This is a genomic window from Arthrobacter sp. 01T419, from assembly GCF_056398865.1.
The window spans coordinates 38,827-60,387 of the sequence record NZ_JBFTQF010000004.1; the positions used below are offsets into that span (position 1 = coordinate 38,827).

At 63.8% G+C, this 21,561-nt stretch carries 23 protein-coding genes; 3 read left to right on the plus strand and 20 right to left on the minus strand.

All coding sequences use genetic code 11. From position 1 onward, the window contains the following. Positions 1-29: 29 nt before the first annotated feature. The 8 genes from AC1DLO_RS07940 to AC1DLO_RS07975 all read right to left on the minus strand — a co-directional run bounded on the left by AC1DLO_RS07940 (position 30) and on the right by AC1DLO_RS07975 (position 6,282). Positions 30-1,364, minus strand: a complete 1,335-nt coding sequence (locus AC1DLO_RS07940) for an MFS transporter (protein WP_476889113.1) — start codon at positions 1,362-1,364, stop codon at positions 30-32. 58 nt (positions 1,365-1,422) lie between these two features. Beyond that, positions 1,423-2,325: an SseB family protein gene (locus tag AC1DLO_RS07945; RefSeq protein ID WP_476889114.1), complete on the minus strand. Its 903-nt coding sequence runs from the start codon at positions 2,323-2,325 to the stop codon at positions 1,423-1,425. Further along, a complete protein-coding gene (gene priA / locus AC1DLO_RS07950) occupies positions 2,325-3,071 on the minus strand; it encodes a bifunctional 1-(5-phosphoribosyl)-5-((5-phosphoribosylamino)methylideneamino)imidazole-4-carboxamide isomerase/phosphoribosylanthranilate isomerase PriA (RefSeq protein WP_476889115.1) in 747 nt (248 codons plus the stop codon). The genes AC1DLO_RS07945 and priA overlap by 1 nt, the downstream gene beginning before the upstream one ends. Before the next feature lie 61 nt (positions 3,072-3,132). Further along, complete coding sequence (locus AC1DLO_RS07955; RefSeq protein WP_184736768.1) at positions 3,133-3,300, minus strand: hypothetical protein; 168 nt, start codon at positions 3,298-3,300, stop codon at positions 3,133-3,135. After that, a complete protein-coding gene (gene hisH, locus AC1DLO_RS07960) occupies positions 3,293-4,048 on the minus strand; it encodes an imidazole glycerol phosphate synthase subunit HisH (RefSeq protein ID WP_184735763.1) in 756 nt (251 codons plus the stop codon). Before hisH ends, AC1DLO_RS07955 begins: the two co-directional genes overlap by 8 nt. Continuing rightward, complete coding sequence (hisB, locus tag AC1DLO_RS07965) at positions 4,045-4,671, minus strand: imidazoleglycerol-phosphate dehydratase HisB (protein WP_234753135.1); 627 nt, start codon at positions 4,669-4,671, stop codon at positions 4,045-4,047. Before hisB ends, hisH begins: the two co-directional genes overlap by 4 nt. A gap of 42 nt (positions 4,672-4,713) precedes the next feature. Further along, positions 4,714-5,832 carry a histidinol-phosphate transaminase gene (locus tag AC1DLO_RS07970; RefSeq protein ID WP_476889116.1) on the minus strand — a complete coding sequence of 373 codons (1,119 nt, stop codon included), beginning with the start codon at positions 5,830-5,832 and terminating at the stop codon, positions 4,714-4,716. A gap of 90 nt (positions 5,833-5,922) precedes the next feature. Beyond that, the gene (locus AC1DLO_RS07975; protein ID WP_476889117.1) at positions 5,923-6,282 is read right to left on the minus strand and encodes a LysM peptidoglycan-binding domain-containing protein; all 360 of its coding nucleotides are present in this window, start codon (positions 6,280-6,282) and stop codon (positions 5,923-5,925) included. Between the two features lie 369 nt (positions 6,283-6,651). On the opposite strand from AC1DLO_RS07975, the gene lexA reads away from it, so the two are divergent. Beyond that, a complete protein-coding gene (gene lexA / locus AC1DLO_RS07980) occupies positions 6,652-7,401 on the plus strand; it encodes a transcriptional repressor LexA (protein ID WP_476889118.1) in 750 nt (249 codons plus the stop codon). A gap of 86 nt (positions 7,402-7,487) precedes the next feature. On the opposite strand, the gene AC1DLO_RS07985 is transcribed toward lexA, so the two are convergent. Further along, complete coding sequence (locus AC1DLO_RS07985; protein WP_476889119.1) at positions 7,488-9,551, minus strand: ATP-dependent DNA helicase; 2,064 nt, start codon at positions 9,549-9,551, stop codon at positions 7,488-7,490. Beyond that, positions 9,544-11,106, minus strand: a complete 1,563-nt coding sequence (gene hflX, locus AC1DLO_RS07990; RefSeq protein ID WP_476889120.1) for a GTPase HflX — start codon at positions 11,104-11,106, stop codon at positions 9,544-9,546. Before hflX ends, AC1DLO_RS07985 begins: the two co-directional genes overlap by 8 nt. A gap of 388 nt (positions 11,107-11,494) precedes the next feature. Here hflX and AC1DLO_RS07995 point away from each other — a divergent pair, with 388 nt between their 5' ends. Beyond that, positions 11,495-12,109: a class I SAM-dependent methyltransferase gene (locus tag AC1DLO_RS07995; RefSeq protein ID WP_476889121.1), complete on the plus strand. Its 615-nt coding sequence runs from the start codon at positions 11,495-11,497 to the stop codon at positions 12,107-12,109. Here the strand turns inward: AC1DLO_RS07995 and dapF are convergent. The 7 genes from dapF to AC1DLO_RS08030 all read right to left on the minus strand — a co-directional run bounded on the left by dapF (position 12,090) and on the right by AC1DLO_RS08030 (position 19,155). Next, entirely contained in the window at positions 12,090-13,058 is a 969-nt protein-coding gene (dapF, locus tag AC1DLO_RS08000) for a diaminopimelate epimerase (protein ID WP_476889122.1), read from the minus strand. The genes AC1DLO_RS07995 and dapF overlap by 20 nt on opposite strands. Before the next feature lie 31 nt (positions 13,059-13,089). Beyond that, complete coding sequence (miaA, locus tag AC1DLO_RS08005) at positions 13,090-14,031, minus strand: tRNA (adenosine(37)-N6)-dimethylallyltransferase MiaA (RefSeq protein WP_476914451.1); 942 nt, start codon at positions 14,029-14,031, stop codon at positions 13,090-13,092. Positions 14,032-14,037: 6 nt separating this feature from the next. Beyond that, complete coding sequence (miaB, locus tag AC1DLO_RS08010) at positions 14,038-15,612, minus strand: tRNA (N6-isopentenyl adenosine(37)-C2)-methylthiotransferase MiaB (RefSeq protein ID WP_476914452.1); 1,575 nt, start codon at positions 15,610-15,612, stop codon at positions 14,038-14,040. A 22-nt stretch (positions 15,613-15,634) separates the two neighbouring features. After that, complete coding sequence (locus AC1DLO_RS08015) at positions 15,635-16,837, minus strand: aggregation-promoting factor C-terminal-like domain-containing protein (RefSeq protein WP_476889125.1); 1,203 nt, start codon at positions 16,835-16,837, stop codon at positions 15,635-15,637. A 128-nt stretch (positions 16,838-16,965) separates the two neighbouring features. Further along, positions 16,966-17,493, minus strand: coding sequence for a regulatory protein RecX (locus tag AC1DLO_RS08020; RefSeq protein ID WP_476889283.1), 528 nt, complete (start codon positions 17,491-17,493; stop codon positions 16,966-16,968). A 133-nt stretch (positions 17,494-17,626) separates the two neighbouring features. Next, positions 17,627-18,676 carry a recombinase RecA gene (gene recA, locus AC1DLO_RS08025; protein ID WP_184735784.1) on the minus strand — a complete coding sequence of 350 codons (1,050 nt, stop codon included), beginning with the start codon at positions 18,674-18,676 and terminating at the stop codon, positions 17,627-17,629. A gap of 239 nt (positions 18,677-18,915) precedes the next feature. After that, on the minus strand, positions 18,916-19,155 hold the full coding sequence (locus tag AC1DLO_RS08030; RefSeq protein WP_184735786.1) for a DUF3046 domain-containing protein: 240 nt from the start codon (positions 19,153-19,155) through the stop codon (positions 18,916-18,918). 41 nt (positions 19,156-19,196) lie between these two features. Here AC1DLO_RS08030 and AC1DLO_RS08035 point away from each other — a divergent pair, with 41 nt between their 5' ends. Further along, positions 19,197-19,694 (plus strand): MarR family winged helix-turn-helix transcriptional regulator, encoded by a 498-nt coding sequence (locus tag AC1DLO_RS08035; protein ID WP_184735788.1) that lies wholly within the window; start codon positions 19,197-19,199, stop codon positions 19,692-19,694. 177 nt (positions 19,695-19,871) lie between these two features. On the opposite strand, the gene AC1DLO_RS08040 is transcribed toward AC1DLO_RS08035, so the two are convergent. The 3 genes from AC1DLO_RS08040 to pgsA all read right to left on the minus strand — a co-directional run bounded on the left by AC1DLO_RS08040 (position 19,872) and on the right by pgsA (position 21,561). After that, positions 19,872-20,324 carry a helix-turn-helix domain-containing protein gene (locus AC1DLO_RS08040; RefSeq protein WP_078105673.1) on the minus strand — a complete coding sequence of 151 codons (453 nt, stop codon included), beginning with the start codon at positions 20,322-20,324 and terminating at the stop codon, positions 19,872-19,874. A 131-nt stretch (positions 20,325-20,455) separates the two neighbouring features. Beyond that, the gene (locus AC1DLO_RS08045) at positions 20,456-20,959 is read right to left on the minus strand and encodes a CinA family protein (RefSeq protein ID WP_476889127.1); all 504 of its coding nucleotides are present in this window, start codon (positions 20,957-20,959) and stop codon (positions 20,456-20,458) included. After that, positions 20,956-21,561: a CDP-diacylglycerol--glycerol-3-phosphate 3-phosphatidyltransferase gene (gene pgsA, locus AC1DLO_RS08050; protein ID WP_476889128.1), complete on the minus strand. Its 606-nt coding sequence runs from the start codon at positions 21,559-21,561 to the stop codon at positions 20,956-20,958. The genes AC1DLO_RS08045 and pgsA overlap by 4 nt, the downstream gene beginning before the upstream one ends.

Consider the following 21,561-nt stretch of genomic DNA (forward strand, 5'->3'; position numbering starts at 1 on the left):
CCGGCCCGCCGTCGTCGTATCCGGGCGGCTCAGTCGGCTGGATCCACCACGATGGCCTGGGCGTTGGTCATGATCCGGCGCCGACGTAGTTGAAGAACCAGTCCGGCAAGGCACAGCACCACTCCAGCCGCTCCGATGGCCACGAATCCGGCCCAAGGCCCTACCCCGTCAATGAAGAGCCCGGCGAACGGCGAACCGAAAGCCACTCCAGCCGTCAGAGCCGAGCCATACCAGCCCATTGCCTCGCCGCGGCGGTCCTCCTCCACGATGTCGGCGACCTTTTCAGAGGCTGCGGACAATACCGGCGCGCAGAGCACCCCGGGCAACAAGGACAACCAGGCAAGAGTCCACGTGTCCCCGGCGAAGCCCATCGGAATGGTCAGGGCCGCCATGCCCAGCAGGAGCAGGATCGGTGAAACGGGCCGGTGCATCGCTCCGTAAATGAGTCCGCCAACCACCGAGGAGGCGCACCAGAAGAAGAAAACAATGCCAATCTCGTTCTGGTGCCCGCCGCGCTGCAAAACCGCCACGATACCGACGTCGGTACCGCTCAGAACCATGCCGGATCCTGCGGCAACGGCAAACACCGCCGCCACCGCCGCGCTGAACCAGGTGAAGTTCCTGGCCATTTTTCCCCGCAGCCCGGAAGCTTGGGAAACTGCCTGTGCCATCTCCGAAGCGGCTTCTTGGAGATGGGCCGGAGCCGATGCGAGAACGGCAGCTTCGGCTGCATGGAGTTCATCGGCATCCCGGTCGGCCGTTTGGCTGGCATCCAGGACATCATCGCTTCGGGTGGGCGGGTTGAACCATAGAAGGAAGAGCCCGGCGGCCGAGGTGCAAACGCCCACGATGGTCAGGCCAAGGACAGTGAACCCGCTGGTAGCCACCACTGCGCCCACCGCGGGACCGATCATGAAAACCACTTCGGTGGCAATCGAGTCCAGGGCGTACGCGGAACGCCGCTGCTCACCATCTACCAGGACACCGAGCGACTGGCGGATCACACTGAAGATCGGGAGCGTCAGCAGGCCTCCGACAAACACGAGTGGCAAGATCCACTCATAGCTCACATGGGGCACGACGGACCAAATGACCAGTTCCGAAACCACGGAAGGAATAAGCGCCTTCCGCAGGCCGACAGTGTCCACGCGCCGCCCTCGCCACGGAGCGCCAATCGCGATGCCGATGGTGAATACCGCGGCGGCAGCACCGGCGGCGGCGTATCCCTTGCCCAAGGTCAGCACGATGTGCAAGGTGAGCAGAACTCCCGCGGCCGAGTGCGGTATGCGGGCCACCATGCCCACCAGCAAAAGACGCCGCACCGACGTGATAGACAGCATCTCCCGGTAGAGAGAGAAATTCACGAGCTACATCCTCTGTTCTGCCGACGGCAGGACAAGGACGTTCCCCCGGTGCCTTCGGCTACTGTGCCGCCCGCTGCAGGCTGACTTCGATCGAGTCAACCCGCTCGGCGAACAATTCGTTCTGCGCCCAACGCCCGTTCAGCCCGGAGACCAGATCCTGCACCGCGACGGCGTCCAGGCCGTCTTCGAGGTACAGCACCACGCGCAATTCGGGCCCGGGTCCCCCGCCGGCTATGGTCGATCCGTCAGCCATGCGCGAGGCCATACCCGATCCCGGCTGGACCTCAAGGCGCCGCACGGCCGGGTACATCCCCGCCAAGGAATTGAGAGCAGCTTCCAGTTCATCATCAAGGTACGACGGCGTCCAGTCGCGCTGCTGTGCCAGTGACCACATGGCAGGACGGCGCACCACAAAGGTGACATCCGATCCGGGATCCAGGACGAGCAGCTGGGCTCCCTCGGACACGGCAGAAAGCGCCGCCCGTGCCGCATAAACGGCGACGGGACGAGCCTGCGGGTGCCAAGCTTCCAGGGCAGCAGCCGAGGTGAAAACCGGCATGGCCGTGCGGCCATCCGGCGCCTTCAGTGTCACGAGAGCCATGTCGGCCTGTTTGTCGGCGTGAAGGCCGTCCACACCTTCGGATTCCTCCGCGAGCTGGGCGACCACCGGGACAAAGACCCTGGCCGTGGCCAAGGAAGCCACCACCGCAGCTTCGCTTCCCGTACCGGCGAGGAGCGCAGCGACCGCGGCGACATAGCCGGCGTCGGCCGTTCCGTCGTCGTCCTCGAAATTATGGATCTTGGCGGCATCGCCGCTCAGGCTCCGGCCCGCCCAAGGCCGGCCGGCAGAATCGCCTGCGCCCCCGGCACCTGCCAGGGCCGCGGCGATGTGCCCAGGCAACTGCCGGGCGGCCGGAGTTGCAGTCTTGTCAGAAGCCGGGGACTGCGGATCGTGCGACATCAGCGGCGGCCGGCGACGTCCAGGGCTTCCGGGAGCGTGAAGGCACCGGCGTACAGCGCCTTGCCGACGATCGCTCCTTCGACACCGAGCGGCACGAGCTCGCGCAAGACACGAAGGTCTTCCAGGCTAGAGATACCGCCGGAAGCGACCACGGGCTTGCCGGTCTTTTCCACCATCTGGCGCAACAGCTCGACGTTGGGACCCTGCAAAGTTCCGTCCTTCGTGACGTCGGTGACGACGTAGCGGGCGCAACCGGCGTCCTCAAGGCGGGAAAGCACCTCCCAGAGATCCCCGCCCTCCTTCGTCCAGCCGCGGCCTGCGAGCGTTGTGCCGCGGACGTCGAGCCCGACGGCGATCTTGTCACCGAAGCGGTCGATGGCCCGTCGGGTCCATTCCGGGTTCTCCAAGGCTGCAGTACCGAGGTTCACGCGGGCCACTCCGAGCTCCAGTGCCCGCTCGAGGGACTCGTCATCGCGCAGACCGCCGGAGAGCTCCACCTTGACGTTCAGCTGTGAAACGACCTCGCTGATGAGGTCGGCGTTGTTTCCGCGGCCGAAAGCCGCGTCGAGATCCACCATATGCACCCATTCGGCGCCCGCATTCTGCCAGTTCAGGGCTGCTTCCAGCGGGGTGCCGTAACTGGTCTCCGAGCCGGCCTCTCCCTGAAGGAGACGGACGGCCTGGCCGTCCACGATGTCGACGGCGGGCAGGAGTTCCAGAACAGGCAGTTCGGAGGCGGTGGTCATTGAAGTCCTCGGTGTTGTGGGACGGGCGCTAGTTGCCCGGAAAATCATTTGGCAGGCAGGATCATTTGGCGGGCAGAGTGAAGAGGTAGGCGGCCAGCAGTGCCATGCCGGCGAGTACGTAAAAACAGATGGAAACCCAGGCAGGACGTTTCTGCTGATGGAAGGAGATGCCTCCGCCAACCAGCAGCCCGGCTGCACCCATGAAGATCACCGACCACATATTAGGCAACAACTCCGGCCTCTGGCGCCTGCGGCTGGGGCTTGGCCTGCGGACGCAGGCTCTCAACCCAGTTGCGCAAGAGCCGGGCGCCAGCGTCGCCGGACTTCTCGGGGTGGAACTGCGTGGCGCACAACGGACCATTTTCGACGGCGGCGATGAATGGGGCACCATGTTCGGACCAGGTCACCTTAGGCGGCGCCATGCGAGGCTGGACGACGTCGAATTCCCACTTCTGCACGCCATATGAGTGCACAAAGTAGAAGCGTTCGTGTTCGACGCCGGCGAACAGCTTTGATCCTTCCGGCACGTCCACGGTGTTCCAGCCCATGTGCGGGACGACGGGGGCAGGGAGAAGTTCCACCTTGCCGGGCCACTCGCCCATGCCTTCAGCTTCCGTTCCGTGCTCCACTCCGGCCTCAAACAAGACTTGGAGGCCCACACAGATGCCCAAAACGGGGCGGCCACCGGCAACGCGACGACCGATCATCCGGATCGCGTCCACCGCTTTGAGCTCGCGCATGACCGTTTCGAAGGCACCGACGCCGGGGACCAGGAGTCCATCAGCGTTCAGGACGTCTTCAGGCTTGGCGCTCAGCGTGACATCCGCTCCGGCACGTTCAAGCGCCCGAACCGCCGAGCGGACATTGCCCGAGCCGTAGTCTAGGACCGTGACGGTCGGCTTTCCTTCAGGCGAGACAATGCGGCTGGCAGCCTTGGGATCCACGATGGCACCATCCTTGAGGATGTGCGTACTCACAGGGCACCCTTGGTGGACGGAATGCCTTCGACACGGGGGTCGGACTCGACGGCGGAACGGAGTGCACGCGCGAAGGCCTTGAACTGGGCCTCCACAATGTGGTGCGGATCCCGACCAGCCAAAACGTTCATGTGGAGGCAGATACCGGCGTGGAGCGTGATGGCTTCAAAGACGTGGCGCGTCAGTGAACCGGTGAAATGTCCACCGATCAGGTGGTATTCCTGACCGGCGGGCTCCCCGCCGTGGACCAGGTATGGCCGTCCGGAAACGTCGACCACGGCGTGGGCAAGAGCCTCATCCAACGGGACCGTGGCCTCGCCGAAGCGACGGATGCCTGCTTTGTTACCCAAGGCGGTACGCAGGACCTCGCCGAAGGTGATGGCAACATCCTCGACGGTGTGATGGGCGTCGATGTGGGTGTCTCCGGTCGCCTTGACGGTCATGTCGATGAGCGAATGCTTGCAGAGCGCCGTCAGCATGTGGTCATAGAACGGCACCGAGGTACTGATATCCGAGACTCCCGTGCCGTCGAGGTTGATTTCAACCAGGACGGAGGACTCGCTGGTGGTGCGTTCCATGCGTGCTGTCCGGGCGGCCGCCGTGCTGGCGCCGTTTTCGCTCATTGATGATCCTTAGGAGGAAGGAGTGGTGGGACTTGTTCAAGTCTAGGCCGGTGCGGAGACCTGGCCGTCCAGCAAGGCTTCGAGCGCCTCAAGGAAGGCCGTGGTCTCCGGCTCGGTACCGGCCGTGACCCGGAGGTGGCCCGGTATGCCGACATCACGGATGAGGACTCCGCGTTCCAGCAGGCCTTGCCACAGGGCATGCGGGTTCTTGAGTCCGCCGAAGAACACGTAGTTGGAATCCGAGGCGGCAGGCTTGAGCCCCATACGGGTCAGCTCGTTGACAATTCGGTCCCGTTGGATCTTGATGTCCTCGACATCCGCCATCAGGGCTTCGCGGTGCCGCAGTGCGGCCAGCGCGGTCGCTTGGGTGATGGCCGAGAGGTGATACGGGAGGCGGACCAAACGGATCGCGTCGGCGACCTCGGGGGCCGCCGCCATGTAGCCGATGCGCGCACCAGCGAGGGCGAAGGCTTTGCTCATGGTGCGGGAAACGATGAGACGCTCACGGCCAGGGAGCAGGGTCAACGCACTTGGAGTGTTGTCGTGGGCGAACTCGTGGTAGGCCTCGTCCACGATCACAATCGCCTGGGTTGCTTCTCCGGCCTCGTAGACAGCCTCGACAACGTCAAGGCCAAGTCCCGTGCCGGTGGGGTTGTTCGGAGAGCACAAGAACACGACGTTCGGCTGGAGCTCACGAACCTGCGCGGCTGCCGAGGCCGCGTCAAGGCCATAATCCTCGGCCCGGACCCCGGCGATGTATGCGGTGTCGGTCCCGCTGGCAAGCAGGGGGTACATGGAGTACGTGGGCGGGAAGCCAAGCGCGGTGCGCCCCGGGCCACCGAAAGCCTGGAGGATCTGCTGCAGAACCTCGTTGGAGCCGTTGGCCGCCCAGATGTTCTCGGCCGCCATTCCATGGCCTAGATACTCGGCGAGGGCCTCACGCAATTCGGTGAACTCTCGGTCCGGGTAGCGGTTCAGTCCCGTGGCGGCCGCCGCAACGGCTTCCGTGATAGCCGCTTGGACATCCGCCGGTACGCCATGGGTGTTTTCATTGACGTTGAGCAAAATCGGAACATCAAGCTGCGGCGCGCCATAGGGGCTCAAGCCACGGAGGTTGGTCCGGAGGGGAAGTCGGTCAAGTCGCTCAAGCTGGTCACTCACCATGACAGTTTAAGGTGCGGCAGCTGATGCCCTGAAACTGTGACGGCCAAGCGTCCGCTCAAGATTGTGATCAAACGGACGGAACTGTGTTCAAACGGCCGGAACGAACAACTGCTGGCCCGGTACGATGCGGCCGTCCTGGAGGTTGTTCAACTGGATGATCTCGGCAACGACATCGCGCGGATCCCGGGAAGGTGCAGCCACCCCGGCAATCCCCCACAGCGATTGGCCTGTTTGCACCGTGACGCTGGTGGTGGAGGTGGGCTGCAGTTGGGCCGCGGAATCCGCGGCCTTGGCGGGCGAGTTCAGGAACCCGGCCAGGCTGAGAAGCGCTGCAACCAAGAGCATTGCGGGGACGCCGAAAAAGACAATGCGGCCCCGGCGAGTCAGCCGAAGCCGGCCTGGTGCCACATTGCGGCCGGGGGCGTTGATGGTGGTGATTGCGGACATGAGCCGAGCCCTTCTGAACAATTGCCGCGTTCCGGAACCCTGGAGTGCGGCTGCCAATTCTTGCCTTCAGTCAGTGTCTGCGGATCGGCTGTTCGTCGTTGTCTTCGAACGATTCGAACGAACACCCGGACCCTGCAACACTTTTATAGAACACATATTCGAACCTTGCTATGACATTTTTAGCACTTATCAACGAACGGTGTCGAGACTCGCTAGAACAAATGTTTGATAAACGCCTGTGCCTGCCCTACGTTTGAGTGACGGAACGAGCACTGAATCAGTGCAACAGGAGGGTCTGACATTTCAGGCCAGCAGTCCCGGCAAGCGCCTCCAGCGTGGACCGGGCGGAACGGAAGGGCGTTGGCGAACATGGCAGCGAAAGCCACTGGCAGCGGGTCGGCCTCACCGCGGAGCCAGCAGCCGCAGAAGGCTCCCAAGAGCCTGACCGTCCGCCAGAAGAAGATCCTGGAAACCATCCAACGTTCCGTCAACGATCACGGCTATCCGCCGTCGATGCGCGAAATCGGGGACACCGTTGGCCTGGCCAGCTTGTCCAGCGTCACGCACCAGTTGTCGCAGCTCGAAAAGCTCGGCTATCTCCGTCGCGATCCCAAGCGCCCGCGGGCGATGGAAGTCCTCATGCCATTGACCTTGGACGGCGGCACCGTCATACCAGGGGTTGAAGCGCCGGCGAAGCTCCGTAGCGCCGGCGGCATGGCCGTCACCGAGCTTGCCAGTGCCAGCGACACGGCCATGGTGCCCCTCGTTGGACGCATCGCCGCTGGTGGACCCATCTTGGCGGACCAGACGGTCGAGGACGTCTTGCCACTGCCCCGTCAGTTGGTAGGCCACGGCGAGCTCTTCATGCTGAAGGTCACCGGTGATTCCATGATTGACGCCGCCATTTGCGACGGCGACTGGGTGGTAGTGCGGCGCCAAAACGACGCACTCAACGGCGACATCGTGGCAGCTCTCCTCGACGACGAGGCCACCGTCAAGACCTTCCGTCAGCGCGACGGCCATACATGGTTGCTCCCCCAGAACACGCAGTACGAACCCATTCTGGGCGACCATGCCACCATCATGGGCAAGGTCGTCTCGGTCCTGCGCTCACTTTAGGACGGGCTCACTTCAGGACGGGCTCACTTCAGAACGCGGCCGTTTTAGGACGGGCTCGCTTGAGGCGAAAGTCCCCTGCGCTCGCTCTAAGCCTTTGCTGAATCTGCGTAGAGCCGTTCGAGGGCACCGCGGACCACTGAACGGTCGGTGGTGGCCCAAAAGGGCGGCAGCGCGGCCCGCAGGAAGTTGCCGTAGCGCTCCGTCGAAAGCCTTGAATCCAGTACTGCCACGACGCCTTTGTCACCGGTTGAACGGATGAGGCGTCCGGCTCCCTGGGCGAGCCGGATGGCCGCATGTGTCGCGGAAACTGCCATGAAACCGTTGCCGCCGGCCTGCGCCACGGCGCGGGACCGTGCTGTCATGAGGGGATCGTCCGGTCGCGGGAACGGGATCCGATCAATCACCACCAGGCGGCACGAACCGCCGGGAACATCAACGCCCTGCCAGAGGGACATGGTGCCGAACAGGCACGTGTCTTCCTCCTCGGCGAACTGCCTGACCAATGCGGCCATGGTCGATTCACCCTGGCACAGGATCTCGACGTCCAAGCGTGACCGCATCGCGTCCGCGGCGTCCTCCGCTGCCCGTCGTGAAGAAAAGAGGCACAAAGCCCCGCCATGAGATGCCTTGATGAGCTCTTCAAGCTCGTCAAGTGCCTCAGGCGAAGTGCCACGCCCGGGCTTGGGCAGGTGCCGGGCGACGTAGAGCATGCCCTGCTTGGGGTAGTCGAACGGCGAGCCGACATCGACGCCAGTCCAGCTGGGAGCGCCTTGGCCAGTCAGTCCCAGCCCTCCGGCCGTGGCCTCGAATGCGGAGCCAATAGCCAAAGTGGCAGAGGTCAGCACCACTGTATGGCCGGCGAAGAGCCCGTCCCGGAGACGTCCTGCCACGCTGAGCGGAGCGATGTTGATGAGCGCAGGCGAATCCTCGTCCGGCGCTGTGTAGCCCTGTTGGGGATCGAAAGTGCTGTTCCGGGAGAACCATACGACTTCCTGGTTTTCCCTGGCCGCGAGCAACCGTTCGCACAGTTCCAGGATCAACGTCAGCCGGGAGCGCGCAAGTTGGCGCCCTCCGTCCACCGCGTTGGACGAATCCCCCTTCGAATCGGAAAGCGCTGCCCGGCAGGCTTCCCGGAGCTGGTCCACGCAATCAAGCTGTTCGTCGTTGAGCCCATTGGGCAGGAGGCCGGACGGCGCGCCGTTAATTGCCAGCTCCAGCCGGTCCGCTGCGGCGTTCAATGCGTCAACGGTGATAGCCGCGTGTTTGCGGGCGCTGGAGGCGGCAGCATGGATCATTGCCACGGACAGCTGCCCCGACACTGCGCCCGTGACGCGATCCTGGAGCTCGTGGGCTTCGTCCACCACCACGACGTCGTACTCCGGCAGCACCGCCAAGCCTTCGAAGGCGCTGACGGCGAGCATCGCATGGTTGGTGACTACGACGTCGGATTCCGCGGCGCGGTGGCGGGCGAGCTCGCTGAAGCACGCTTCCGCCATCGGGCACTTTTGTGCGCCGAGGCACTCCATGGACGTGACGGATACCTGGCGCCAGGCCCGGTCCGTCACGCCCGGCATGAGTTCGTCGCGGTCCCCCGTCACGGTCTTCCCGGCCCACTCCCGCAGCCTCAGTACTTCCTTTCCGAGCTGCGAGGCCGGTCCGCCGATGGCCGCGGCGAGATGCGGCACGCTGGTGTCCTCGCCGAGGGAGAACAACTGCCCCTCGGCAGGCTCCTCACTGGGAAAACCGCCTTCCAGCTTTTGCAGGCACACATAGTTGGCCCGGCCCTTGACCAAAGCGATGCTGACCGGGCGCTCCAGCTCTGGATTGATGGTTTCCAGGAGCCGTGGCAGGTCCCGGCCCACGATCTGCGTCTGGAGCGCGAGGGTAGCCGTGGACACGAGCGCCGGCTTGTTGCTCTCCATCGCGTGCGCGATCAACGGAATCAAGTACGCGAGGGACTTGCCGGTGCCCGTGCCTGCCTGCACCAAAAGGTGCTCACCAGTCTCGATCGCCCGCGCCACGTGTTTGGCCATCTGGTGCTGGCCAACGCGATTTTGGCCGCCCATGCCTGCCACGGCCTTGTCCAGGAGTTCGAGGGCGGTCCTTTCCCCCACGGTTTCGCCGCGCTCCCCCGCCTCCGGTTCAACCATTGCTGACGAACGACTCCAACTCGGCGGCCAGGTTCTCATGGACCATGGCCACCACGCGGGTGCCTTCTTCCTCATGCTCAAGGCTCAGGATTTCGGCATCGGTGTTGTGCAGCTTGTTGATGAGCTCCCCACGGTTGTATGGAATCAGAACCTCAAGGCGCACGCCGGGGCGCGGAATGGCCGTGCTGATGGCCCCAAGGAGCTCGGCAATGCCCTGTCCCGTGCGGGTCGACACGACCACATGACGTGGCTCTTTCTGCTTGAGCCGCTCGACGACGAACGGATCCGCGGCGTCCGCCTTGTTCAGCACAATGATTTCCGGGATCTTCCGGGCATCCACTTCGCTGAAGACCGTGCGGACGGCCGCGATCTGGCCTTCCGGGTCCGGGTGCGAAACGTCCACCACATGGAGGATCAGATCGGCGTCGGCTACCTCTTCCAGCGTGGAGCGGAAAGCCTCCACGAGCTGGGTGGGCAGCGAACGCACGAAGCCCACGGTGTCCGAAAGCGTGTAGCCGATCCCGTCCGGGGTCTGTGCCTTACGGACTGTGGGATCCAGGGTGGCGAACAACGCGTTTTCCACGAGGACGCCGGCATCCGTGAGGCGATTGAGCAGGGAGGACTTCCCCGCGTTCGTGTATCCGGCGATGGCGACCGAAGGAACGGCATGACGACGACGGTTGGCCCGCTTGGTCTCGCGGGCTGGCTTCATTGCGGCGATTTCACGCCGCAGCTTGGCCATCCGCGTGCGGATCCGACGACGGTCCAGTTCGATCTTGGTTTCGCCGGGACCTCGGGAACCCATACCTGCTCCGGCGCCGCCCACCTGGCCACCGGCCTGGCGGGACATGGAATCGCCCCAGCCGCGCAGGCGCGGCAACAGGTATTCCAGCTGTGCCAGCTCAACTTGGGCCTTGCCCTCACGGCTCTTCGCATGCTGCGCGAAAATATCGAGGATCAACGTGGTGCGGTCCACCACCTTGACCTTGACGATGTCCTCCAGGCCGCGTCGCTGGGACGGCGCCAATTCGGCGTCGACCACCACGGTGTCAGCGCCGGTGGACTGCACAATGTCCTTGAGTTCCAGGGCTTTGCCAGAGCCGAGGAAGGTGCCTGGGTCCGGCTTCATGCGTCGCTGGACGATCCCATCCAGGACTTCCGAGCCAGCTGTCTCGGCCAGCGCGGCGAGTTCCCTCAAGGAGTTCTCAGCGTCAGCCAGGGTGCCCTCGGTCCAAAGACCGGCCAGCACGACGCGCTCAAGGCGCAGCTGCCGGTATTCGACTTCGGTGACATCTTCAAGTTCCGTGGACAGGCCCGCGGTACGGCGCAGGGCCCGGCGCTCGGCCAGATCCTCTTGATCGCCGTCGTAGATGCTGTGTTCGTCGTCCAGACGGGAAATCGCCTGGGCCTTGCCAAACACGCCCCTGGGTTCTTCGCTTTCCTGCATTGCGGCAGGTGCGTCCTTGGAGAGAATCCGGTCGATGACAGCCTGGATTTCTTCAGGACTCAGGTCCTGGGCGGCGGAATCGGGTCCGGTGTTCTTCTGCGTGGTCATGGTCTCCTTTAGGGGTTCGGCATATCCAGAATAGTGCCGATTGGGGTCTTGTGGCGCGGAATTCGCGCAGGGCTGATGCCTGGCAAGGCTCTGCCGACGGTCGGAGATCCCCATCCGGGGCTGCGCACGCGGATTGCGTGCACAAGACACAGGACGAGAGGGAGACGATCTGCTGAGTGTCCGGGCGTCAATAAACAACGTCTGGGACGGACATGCCAAGGCGGAATGGCGCTGCGAATGATGCAGGCCTGCGTCGCGGGCGGTGCCGACTACTCAAAGATCAAGAACATGCGCACCACGCTATCAGACGCTGTCAAGTGCGGGTCGGGCTCGTGTGGAGCAGTCCGCGGTTTCCCTTGCCCGCTGCTGGCCACTAATCTGGCAAGCTATGGAGTCTGCTCACTATTTCAGCGCACAGCCCGCGGGGCCGTTCACCCGCAAAACCCTCACGGTGGAACTGGCCGGCGCGACCCGCCGGCTTCAAACGTCGAGCGGCATCTTCAGCCCGGACGGGATCGACAAGGGAACAGCAATCCTGCTCTCCGAAGTTCCACCACCGGCCCCGCAGGGAAACCTGCTGGACATCGGCTGTGGTTGGGGACCCATTGCCTTGACCATGGGGCTCATGGCTCCGCACGCGCGGGTCCACGCGGTTGACGTCAACGAGCGTTGCATCACCCTGACCAACGAAAACGCCGCCCTGCTGGACCTCGGGAACGTTACCGCGAGCCTGCCCGACGACGTCGACCCCGACGTGATGTTCGACACCATCTGGTCCAACCCGCCCATCCGCATCGGCAAAGATGGACTCCACGAACTGCTGCTCACCTGGCTGCCACGGCTTGCCCCGGGTGGAAACGCGTGGCTGGTGGTTCAGAAAAACCTCGGCGCAGATTCGCTTCAGCGATGGCTTGCCGACGTTCTCGACGGTTCCTTCTCGGTCTCCCGGGAAAGCACGTCGAAATCGTTCCGCGTCCTGCGAATCAGGAAAGCGTCCCGCTAGCGACAATCACCGCAGGGCCGCTGAGCTCCACATGTTCCCGGCCGCCCGCGCCCGGGAAGAACCGCACACCCACGACGCCGCCGGGAACGTTGACGCGCCACGTGTCCGGAGCGCCATCCCCGGCCCAGTGGCGGATCGCGACGGCCGCTGCGCAAGCACCCGTGCCGCACGACTGGGTTTCCCCGACGCCGCGTTCATGAACGCGCATGGTGATGTTGCCCGTCCCGTCGTGCACAAGAGGCTCCGCGGGAACCACGAATTCCACGTTGGTGCCGTTGACTGGTTTGGGATCTACAACGGGCGCCTTGAAGAGCTGCGTGGACGTGAGCTCCGAAAGCTCGGCCAATGCCACCACCGTGTGCGGATTGCCCATGCTGACCGACAGTGCCGGCCGGGCAACCTCCAATCCGTCGGCACTGACGAGGGAGTCCATGGCCTTGCTGGTGGCGTCCTTGGGGAAAATGAACTCCCATGGGCCCATGTCCACCGCATATCCGTCTGAGGTGCGGACAATCTTCTTGATGCCGCCGCGGGTTCCGATGGTCAAGGACTCTCCTGCGTCGAGGGAGACAAATCCCTGCTCGATGAGGAAATGGACAAACACACGGACGCCGTTGCCGCACATTTCGGACAGCGAACCGTCACCGTTCCGGTAGTCCATGAACCACTCGGCGTCGGAGTCCGCTTCGAGGAGCTGGCGGCCTTCGGGGAGGAACCGCGAGGGGACGGCGCGGATGAGCCCGTCCCCACCTATGCCCAAGTGGCGGTCACAAAGCGCTGCAACTTGATCCGAAGAGATTTGGTGCGCGTCCTCGGGGTCCGCGATGAGGACGAAATCGTTGCCCGTACCGTGCCCCTTGGAGAAGGCCAGGCCGTGGAGACCGGAAGCGGGTACGGCACCGACGGCAGCGGCAGGCTGCGGGGCGGCAAATGCAAGGGTTTCGTCCATGGATCAAGGCTACCTGTACCGCGGGTTGCGCCTAAATCGCCGACGCCTGACTTGCGCAGATTTCTGCGGCCGTGGCCACCAATTCGGGGTCGTGCCAGTCAAGCCAGCGGATCCGGGGGTCGGCGCGGAACCAGGTAAGCTGGCGGCGAGCGAATTGGCGAGTGGCCACGATGGTTTCCTCGGCCGCCGTGGCCGTGTCCGATTCGCCGTCGAGAACCTTGAGGAATTGCGCGTAGCCAAGGGCACGCGAGGCCGTCTTGCCTCGCCGCAGCCCGGCGGCGTCCAGCCGCGCGACCTCATCGAGAAGTCCCGCGTCGACCATCCTATGGACGCGCTCGGCGAGCCGATCGCGCAGTACGTCGCGATCGACGTCGAGCCCTATCTGTACGGCCGGCTGAAAGTACTCGCGCTGCGGCATGAAGGAACTGAACGGACGTCCGGTCAGCTCGAAGACTTCCAGCGCCCGGATGACGCGGCGCGCGTCGCCGAGCCTGCCCGCCGAAATGGGGTCGACACGCTGCAATCGTTCCTGCAGCACGAGGAGGCCGGATGTTTCGTGCTCTAGCTCCAGCCGTTGCCTGACGTCAGGATCCGTGCCCGGGAATTCCAGGACATCCAGCGCCGCCCGAACGTAGAGTCCGGAGCCGCCCACCAGGATGGCCCGCTTGCCTCGGCGATGAATATCGCGGATAGCGGACCGGCATTCGGCCTGGAAATCGGAGACGCTGGCTTCTTGGGTGACGTCCATGGTGTCCAGGAGATGGTGGGGCACTCCCCTGCGTTCAGCGATGCTGATCTTGGTCGTGCCGATGTCCATGCCCCGGTAAAACTGCATGGCATCGGCGTTGATCACCTCGCCGTCAAGCTCTAGGGCGAGAGCGACGCCAAGATCGGACTTGCCGGACCCGGTTGGTCCGACGACCGCGATCACGGGCGGATTCGGATCAGTTGAGCCAGCCGGTACTCCTGTCATGCCGGGCTAGCCGCGTCGCACGGGGAGCGACGGCATGCCGAGAGAGACACCCTTCTGGCCTGTGGCACCGGCGGCACTCAGGGACGGAGCGCCACAGGAGTCAGCAAGGGAGCGGTCCCAGGCGTCGCCGGCACGGGAGCGCCTCAAGCTGTAGTCCGCCGTCGTGGCCGGGTCCGAAACGAGGTGGAAGGCCGCTGCCTCCGTGATGGTCACGGTGACGAAGTCGCCAGGCCGTGGGGTCTCTGCGCCTTCGGGCACGGAGAAGTGGACCAGCCGCTGGTCCTGGGAGCGACCGGACAAGCGATGCGTTTCCTCGGCCTTGCGTCCTGACTGGGCGGTGACGAGGAGTTCAACCCGGCGTCCGAGCTGTTTCGCATTCTCCTCGGCCGCGATGCGGTCCTGAAGGGCCGTCAGGCGCTCGTAGCGCTCTTGGACAACGGCCTTGGGTAGCTGGTCAGGAAGGTCCGCAGCCGGGGTGCCTGGGCGCTTGGAGTACTGGAAGGTGAAGGCTGAGGCGAAGCGTGACTTCTCGACGACGTCGAGCGTGGCCTGGAAGTCCTCTTCCGTCTCGCCGGGGAAGCCCACGATGATGTCGGTGGTGATTGCTGCGTGAGGAATCTTGTCACGTACCTTGTCCAGGATGCCCAGGAACTTGGTAGACCGGTAGGAGCGGCGCATCTCCTTGAGCACTTTGTCCGAGCCGGATTGGAGAGGCATGTGCAGCTGCGGCATGACATTGGGGGTCTCAGCCATCGCGTCGATGACGTCGTCGGTGAAGGCAGCCGGGTGCGGGCTCGTAAAGCGCACGCGCTCGAGGCCCTCGATGTCACCGCACGCGCGGAGCAACTTGGAAAAGGCCAGACGATCGCCGAATTCCACACCGTAGGAGTTCACATTCTGGCCCAGCAGGGTGACCTCGACGGCACCGTCGTCCACCAACGCCTGAATTTCGGCCAGGATCTCGCCGGGGCGGCGGTCCTTCTCCTTGCCGCGCAGGGACGGCACGATGCAAAACGTGCAGGTGTTGTTGCAGCCCACGGAGATGGAAACCCAACCCGAGTACACAGAGTCGCGCTTGGTGGGAAGGGTAGACGGGAAGACGTCCAGCGATTCCAAGATCTCCAGCTGGGCCTCGTTGTTGTGGCGGGCACGGTCCAACAATGCCGGGAGCGCGCCCACGTTGTGCGTACCGAACACGGCATCCACCCAGGGAGCCTTGCGCACAATGGTTTCGCGGTCCTTCTGCGCCAAGCATCCGCCCACCGCGATCTGCATGCCCGGATGGGCCGCCTTGACCTGCTTGAGTTCCCCGAGGTTGCCGTAGAGCTTGTTGTCAGCGTTCTCGCGGACTGCGCAGGTATTGAAAACCACGACGTCGGCGACGCCTCCGTCGAAGGGCACGTATCCTGCATCCTCCAGGAGTCCTGCCATGCGCTCAGAGTCATGGACATTCATCTGGCAACCGAAGGTACGGACTTGGTAGGTGCGCTGCGCCCCAGGGGCGGGTGCGGGGTCGCTGACCGGGGCCGGAGAGGGCTGCTGAACGGGGGCTGGTGCTGGTGCTGCGGAAGGGGAACTCACCAATCTAGGGTAGCCCCTCGGACTAGTACCAGTTGAAGCCCATCTCGTGCTGCCACGCGTTGCAGGGGGAACCGTAACGGTCGCGGATATAGCCGAGGCCCCAATCGATCTGGGTCCGGTAGTTGCTGAGCCAGTCGCTGCCCGCGGAATAGTACTTGTCCGGCGGCAGTGCCTGCGCGATACCGTAGGCCCCACTGCTCGGATTGGTGGCGTCTGTCATCCAGCTCGATTCCTGCGTCCACAGCAGGGACAGGCACTGCATCTGATCCTGGCCCCAGCCATAGGCACCAAGTCGCGAAGAAGCATATTGCCGCGCCCCTGCCGGATCGTTGACGACGCTTCCCCCGCCGCCCGCAAATCCGCCACCGCCTCCGCTGCTCACGGGCTGCTGGGCCTGCTGGTTGGCCGCCGCTGCGGCTTCCGCGGCGCGCTGGGCCGCCTCACGCTTGGCCTCTTGGGCAGCCTGGTAGGCGGCAAGCGCCACCTGGCCCTCTTGATATTTCTGAGCAACAGCGGCAGAAGTGGAAGTCAATGACGCAAGCTGGGCGACCATGGTCTTTCGCTGACCCTCCGTGGCGGCGACGCTATCTTCGACGGCGCGTCTGGCAGACTCTGCGGCCTGCGCCTTCGCCGCGGCGTCACTGTCCAACTGGGCCAAGACATCGCGGGCAGCTTGCTCCTGGGCAGTTGCGGCCGCAGATGCCTGGGCCGCACTGAGCGCATCAGCGTGCAGTTTCGCCGTACGATCCAGCACCCGGTTCAGCAAGGCGTAACTCTGGAGATTATCAGGTTGAATGGCGGCATTCGCGAGGGTCCATGGGCCCGGATCGAAACCGCCGGACTCGTACGCCCTGACCACTAGTGAGGACGTGGCCTTCTTTAGGGAATCCGCCTTCGCCCTGGCCTGCTGGGACGCCTCGGCCAGTTTCTGGGTCACGCCTTGCTGATGCACCAAAGCGTCGTGCGCTTTGGCGTACTCAGCTCCCGCTTTGATGGCAGCCGCACCCAGTTCACCTGACTTCTGCTGCAGTCCCACGAGCAATTGGTTGATGCGGGCCACTTCGGCACTCGCGGCCGCTTCATTTCCCTGGGCTTGTTGTACCTCCGCCCAACTGGGATAACCCGACGGCGGAGCGTCGTCGGCCGAGGCCGGGACTGCTTGGAGCAACGACGCGACAAGCAAAGGCACAACGACTGCCGAAAGCCGCCACGAGAACGCTTTCATTGGATCTGACCTGCTTCCGAATCGGAACACTAGTCCAGAACCTTAGCCGAAGGCGATCAATGCTCATACCCGACGTCACCGCCGGGGACGATACTCACAGGCAGCTCTCAGTTTGCGAAACTCCCTGCCTAAGCGATGTGCTCCGTCTCCGGCGTGCTGTTTTCCCGAGCATTCCGGGACCCCGGCTCCCCCGCCAAGGCTTCGTCCAGGACCTCGCCAACGATCCGGAATGCAGCCGATGGTTGGTAGCCCTTGCGGGCGAGCATCGACGCAAGCCGACGCGTCTGCTTGTCGCGTTCGGCCCTGTCCGAAAGGTCGACGCCGGCCCTCAACCGGCGCGCAACCAGATCCCTGGCCGCGTTCCGCTCATCCTCATCGCTCAGTTGCGCCAAGGCACCCTCAGCCGTTTCGGCGTCGATCCCCTTGTCCGCCAATTCGCGGCGCAACGCACCCCTGGCAAGTTTCCTCGACTGGGCGCGGCTGCGGACCCACATCTCGGCAAACTCGGCATCATCAATGAGCCGGACTTCCTCGAAACGGTCCAACACGGCTTCGGCCACGGTTTCTGGCACGTTCCGCTCAGCCAGTTTGCGCGCCAGCTGAAGCCTGCTCTTCGGCGAGTTAGTCAGTTGGCGGAGGACAATGGCTCTGGCCACCGCCTCCGGATTGGCGTCGGCATCCACTGCCACAGCCGAATCCGCGGATGGACCCCACGACCGTCTCGAACCTGAGGACTGCGTCGGCCCAGAGGACAGTGTCGAACCTGAGGACAGTGAATGCCCTCGGCGCTTAGCCGTCAACGGCCTTCAGCTTCGGAGATTTCTCGGCTTCGGCAGGCTTGATTACTCCGACACCAAGCTTTTCCTTGATGAGCCGCTCGAGGTCCGCGGCCAACTCCGGGTTGTCCCGCAGGAAGCGGCGGGAGTTCTCCATACCTTGCCCCAGCTGGTCGCCGTCATAGGTGAACCACGAACCGGACTTCTTGATGATGCCGTGCTCGACGCCCATGTCGATAATGCCACCCTCACGGGAAATGCCCTGGCCGTAGATGATGTCGAATTCGGCAATTTTGAAGGGCGGAGCCATCTTGTTCTTGACGATCTTGGCCTTGGTACGGTTGCCTACCGAATCCGCACCTTCCTTCAGCGTCTGGATGCGGCGGACGTCGATGCGGATGGAGGCATAGAACTTCAGCGCCTTACCACCGGTAGTGGTTTCCGGGGAACCGAAGAAGACGCCGATCTTTTCACGGAGCTGGTTGATGAAGATGGCGGTCGTCTTGGTCTGGCTCAGCCGGCCAGTGATCTTACGCAGGGCCTGGCTCATGAGACGGGCCTGGAGGCCGACGTGGGAATCGCCCATTTCGCCTTCGATTTCAGCACGGGGAACCAGCGCGGCGACGGAGTCGATCACGATGACGTCCAAGGAGCCGGAGCCGATCAGCATGTCCATGATCTCAAGCGCCTGCTCACCGGTGTCCGGCTGTGAAACCAGAAGGGCGTCGGTGTCGACGCCTAGTTTCGCCGCGTATTCGGGATCAAGGGCGTGCTCTGCGTCGATGAAGGCGGCAATGCCGCCCTGACGCTGGGCGTTGGCCACGGCATGCAGCGCGACGGTAGTCTTACCCGAAGATTCCGGACCGTAAATTTCGACGACACGGCCACGAGGCAGTCCGCCAATGCCAAGAGCGACGTCCAAGGCTATGGAGCCGGTCGGAATGACCTCGATAGGCGCCCGGACTTCGTCACCCAGACGCATGACCGAGCCCTTGCCGAACTGCTTGTCAATCTGGGCAAGCGCTGCCTCGAGCGCCTTCTCACGATCCTGATTTGCCGCCATGGTTCACACCTCTGATGCTTTCTCGCTGTGGACTGGCCTGAACGGCCGCTTTCCTGTCTCATCCGACGCTAGTACGGGCCGCCGACAATATTGCGTGCGACTTCGTCTATGTGGAAAACCACAGGTTCGAATGATGCGGAAACCGGTCCGTTAGGGTCAATTTTCCTCTGAAAGGAGCATAGCCTCATCCGAACAGATATTCGAACAATTGGTAGGCGTGTCCCCAGAGCAACCGGATCCTAAAACGTCGCGGAACCCCTGTCGGCAGGCTTGACGTCCCTGCCGAGCCGTCGCTCCGGCGGAACGTCCTGGACGTCGCACAAGGCAAGCCAGACGTCGCGGGGGCTGTAGCCCGCAGCCAAAGCGTCGTTTGCCGTACGGCCGCCAACGCCGGCCAATACAAGGGAGCCGCTGAGGACCCGGGAGTAGCCAGCCCCGAATTCATCGTCCATCAGCCGCCAGAAGTCACTGATCCGCACCAATAGAGTCTCTCACGGGACCGGACTCTAGAATGGTTGTCATGAGCAACACTCCCGACGACGCACCAGAAATGGTAGAGGCAGGCGACAACGTCGACGCCGCCCTCCAGCAGGTGGAACACCAGCTGAGCATGTTCTGGCGACGCGCACGATCGCTGTCACACCAGCTATCCCGCCAGGTCCACCCCGACATGGAACCGGCCGCTTACGGGCTGCTCTCGATCATCCGGAAGGAAGGCCCCATTCGCCTGACGGAACTCGCCTCGTGCATCGGCGTCGGGAAGCCGTCCGTGAGCCGCCAGATCGCGTTCCTTGAGAGCATCGGCATGGTCTACAAGGAAGCCGATCCCCAGGACGGGCGTGCGCAGTCGATTCGACTTACTCCTAAGGGCGAGGAAAAGATGCACCAGGTCCAGGACGCACGCCGGCAGGTCTTCCGGGAACGCCTGGGTGAGTGGCCACTGGAGGAAATCCAGACGCTCGCGGACTACATCGAGCGACTCAACGCGGCCTACGGCGAAGGAATCGGCAAGGACTGACCACCGAGCAACGAAGACAAAAGAAGGAGGCCTCCAGTTGGAGGCCTCCTTCTTTGCTTCACGTATCCGGCTAGGTCACAGACACACGGGACATCACGTTCCGGCCTGCGCGACCCTTGCGCGGACGCGCAGCACGTCGCACGCTCCGGTAGCAGCCTACCGGGGCACACGGTTCGTCTAGCGGGCTCCGGAGAGCATGCCCTGGGTGAAGTCGTCATTCAGTTCGGCGCTGAGCTCACGGTCGAGATCGCGGCCATAGCGCTGGGCGAATTCCTGCGGGACGGTGTCCGGAACGGCAACGCCTTCGGCGACGGCGACCCGGTCACTGACCTCACGGAGCATGCCTGACAACGGAACGTCCAAGGCTGAGCAGATCGAGGAAAGCAGCTCTGAGGATGCTTCCTTCTGACCACGCTCAACTTCGCTCAGGTAGCCAAGGGAGACGCGGGCGCTGTGCGAGACTTCGCGGAGCGTACGGCCCTGACGCTGGCGGACATCGCGCAGAACATCACCGATTTCGTGACGCAGTACAACCATTTTGCGCTCCTTCTGTTCGCTCGGTGCCTTCTCGGCCAAGCCCACATCCTTCCAGCGGACAACGCCGTTTACGGATACGGGCTGCTTTACCATCTGTATCGCCTTGCTCCCTCGTGAGTCCGGTTCACCGCGCAGGTGCACCGGTTGTTTCTACATCCTAGGCGCCCCGGCCATTCCGAGGCGACACAATGTAACAACTATTGGGCCGCTGTTTTTGTTCCCGGCTACTTTACGTGTGGTAGGTCGGTAGCGACAAGGCACTCGAGCAAGCGTTCGAGTGCGGCCACCTGCGCCTGCGCCCGGATGGCTGGCCGGTCCCCGTGAAAGGAGTATGCATGCGCCGTAGATCCGCTCGACGTGGCGATTCCGATGAAAACGGTACCCACTGGCTTCCCGTCGTGCGTCAAAGGGCCCGCAACCCCCGTAGTGGACACCCCGACGTCGGCCCCGCACGCGCGCCTGGCGCCGTCGGCCATCGCCGCCGCCACGTCGGCGTCGACAGATCCGACCGCCGAAAGCAGTTCCGCCGACACCCCCAGAACTCCGGCCTTGACCGAATTCTGATAGGCGACCACCCCTCCTTGGAGCATGCCTGACGCCCCTGGAGTATCAGCGAGGGTCGCAGCGACGAGGCCGGCCGTCAGGGATTCCGCGGTAGCCACGGTGATGCCCCGCTCGATGGCGAGCGCGACGGCGGTCGCGGCCACCTCGCCAGCGGTCCGGCTCATGCCGCCCGCCTGCCTGCGGCGCGGAGCTTGACGGCCTCGATGACGTATTCGACGCCGGTCCATACCGTGATGGCGAGGGCGACGATCATGACCCAGAAGGCGACGCTGACGAGCCATGGCGCAAAGGAGTTCAACGGCAGGATGTAAAGGAAGATGGCGACGGTCTGGATGACGGTCTTAAGCTTGCCGCCACGCGAAGCCGGCATGACGCCATAGCGGATCACAAAGAACCGCAGGGCAGTGATCCCCCATTCGCGCACGAGGATGAGGATGGTGATCCACCAAGGCAACTCGCCCAGCGCCGACAGAAGGACCAGCGCCGATCCAATGAGAAGCTTGTCCGCGATGGGGTCGGCGATCTTGCCGAAGTTGGTGACAAGGTTGCGGCTCCGGGCGATGTCGCCGTCGAGCTTGTCCGTATAGATGGCCACGGCGAAGGCGACCACGGCGGCCCAGCGCCAGATGCCGTGCTGGCTGTTGTCCGCGAGGAGAAACCATACGAAGAACGGGACCAGGACAATTCGAAGCATCGTCAGGATGTTAGGCAGGTTCCAGATGTCGGAGCTGTTGGAACCGGCTTTGCTGCCCTCGGATGTAGTCAC

Bases quoted from the DNA above. Each gene is read 5' to 3' on its own strand.
- AC1DLO_RS07945 (WP_476889114.1), bottom strand. From the start codon at position 2,325: ATGTCGCACGATCCGCAGTCCCCGGCTTCTGACAAGACTGCAACTCCG.
- priA (WP_476889115.1), bottom strand. From the start codon at position 3,071: ATGACCACCGCCTCCGAACTGCCTGTTCTGGAACTCCTGCCCGCCGTC.
- hisB (WP_234753135.1), bottom strand. From the start codon at position 4,671: ATGAGCGAAAACGGCGCCAGCACGGCGGCCGCCCGGACAGCACGCATG.
- AC1DLO_RS07975 (WP_476889117.1), bottom strand. From the start codon at position 6,282: ATGTCCGCAATCACCACCATCAACGCCCCCGGCCGCAATGTGGCACCA.
- lexA (WP_476889118.1), top strand. From the start codon at position 6,652: ATGGCAGCGAAAGCCACTGGCAGCGGGTCGGCCTCACCGCGGAGCCAG.
- AC1DLO_RS07985 (WP_476889119.1), bottom strand. From the start codon at position 9,551: ATGGTTGAACCGGAGGCGGGGGAGCGCGGCGAAACCGTGGGGGAAAGG.
- hflX (WP_476889120.1), bottom strand. From the start codon at position 11,106: ATGACCACGCAGAAGAACACCGGACCCGATTCCGCCGCCCAGGACCTG.
- AC1DLO_RS07995 (WP_476889121.1), top strand. From the start codon at position 11,495: ATGGAGTCTGCTCACTATTTCAGCGCACAGCCCGCGGGGCCGTTCACC.
- dapF (WP_476889122.1), bottom strand. From the start codon at position 13,058: ATGGACGAAACCCTTGCATTTGCCGCCCCGCAGCCTGCCGCTGCCGTC.
- miaA (WP_476914451.1), bottom strand. From the start codon at position 14,031: ATGACAGGAGTACCGGCTGGCTCAACTGATCCGAATCCGCCCGTGATC.
- AC1DLO_RS08015 (WP_476889125.1), bottom strand. From the start codon at position 16,837: ATGAAAGCGTTCTCGTGGCGGCTTTCGGCAGTCGTTGTGCCTTTGCTT.
- recA (WP_184735784.1), bottom strand. From the start codon at position 18,676: ATGGCGGCAAATCAGGATCGTGAGAAGGCGCTCGAGGCAGCGCTTGCC.
- AC1DLO_RS08035 (WP_184735788.1), top strand. From the start codon at position 19,197: ATGAGCAACACTCCCGACGACGCACCAGAAATGGTAGAGGCAGGCGAC.
- AC1DLO_RS08040 (WP_078105673.1), bottom strand. From the start codon at position 20,324: ATGGTAAAGCAGCCCGTATCCGTAAACGGCGTTGTCCGCTGGAAGGAT.
- AC1DLO_RS08045 (WP_476889127.1), bottom strand. From the start codon at position 20,959: ATGAGCCGGACCGCTGGCGAGGTGGCCGCGACCGCCGTCGCGCTCGCC.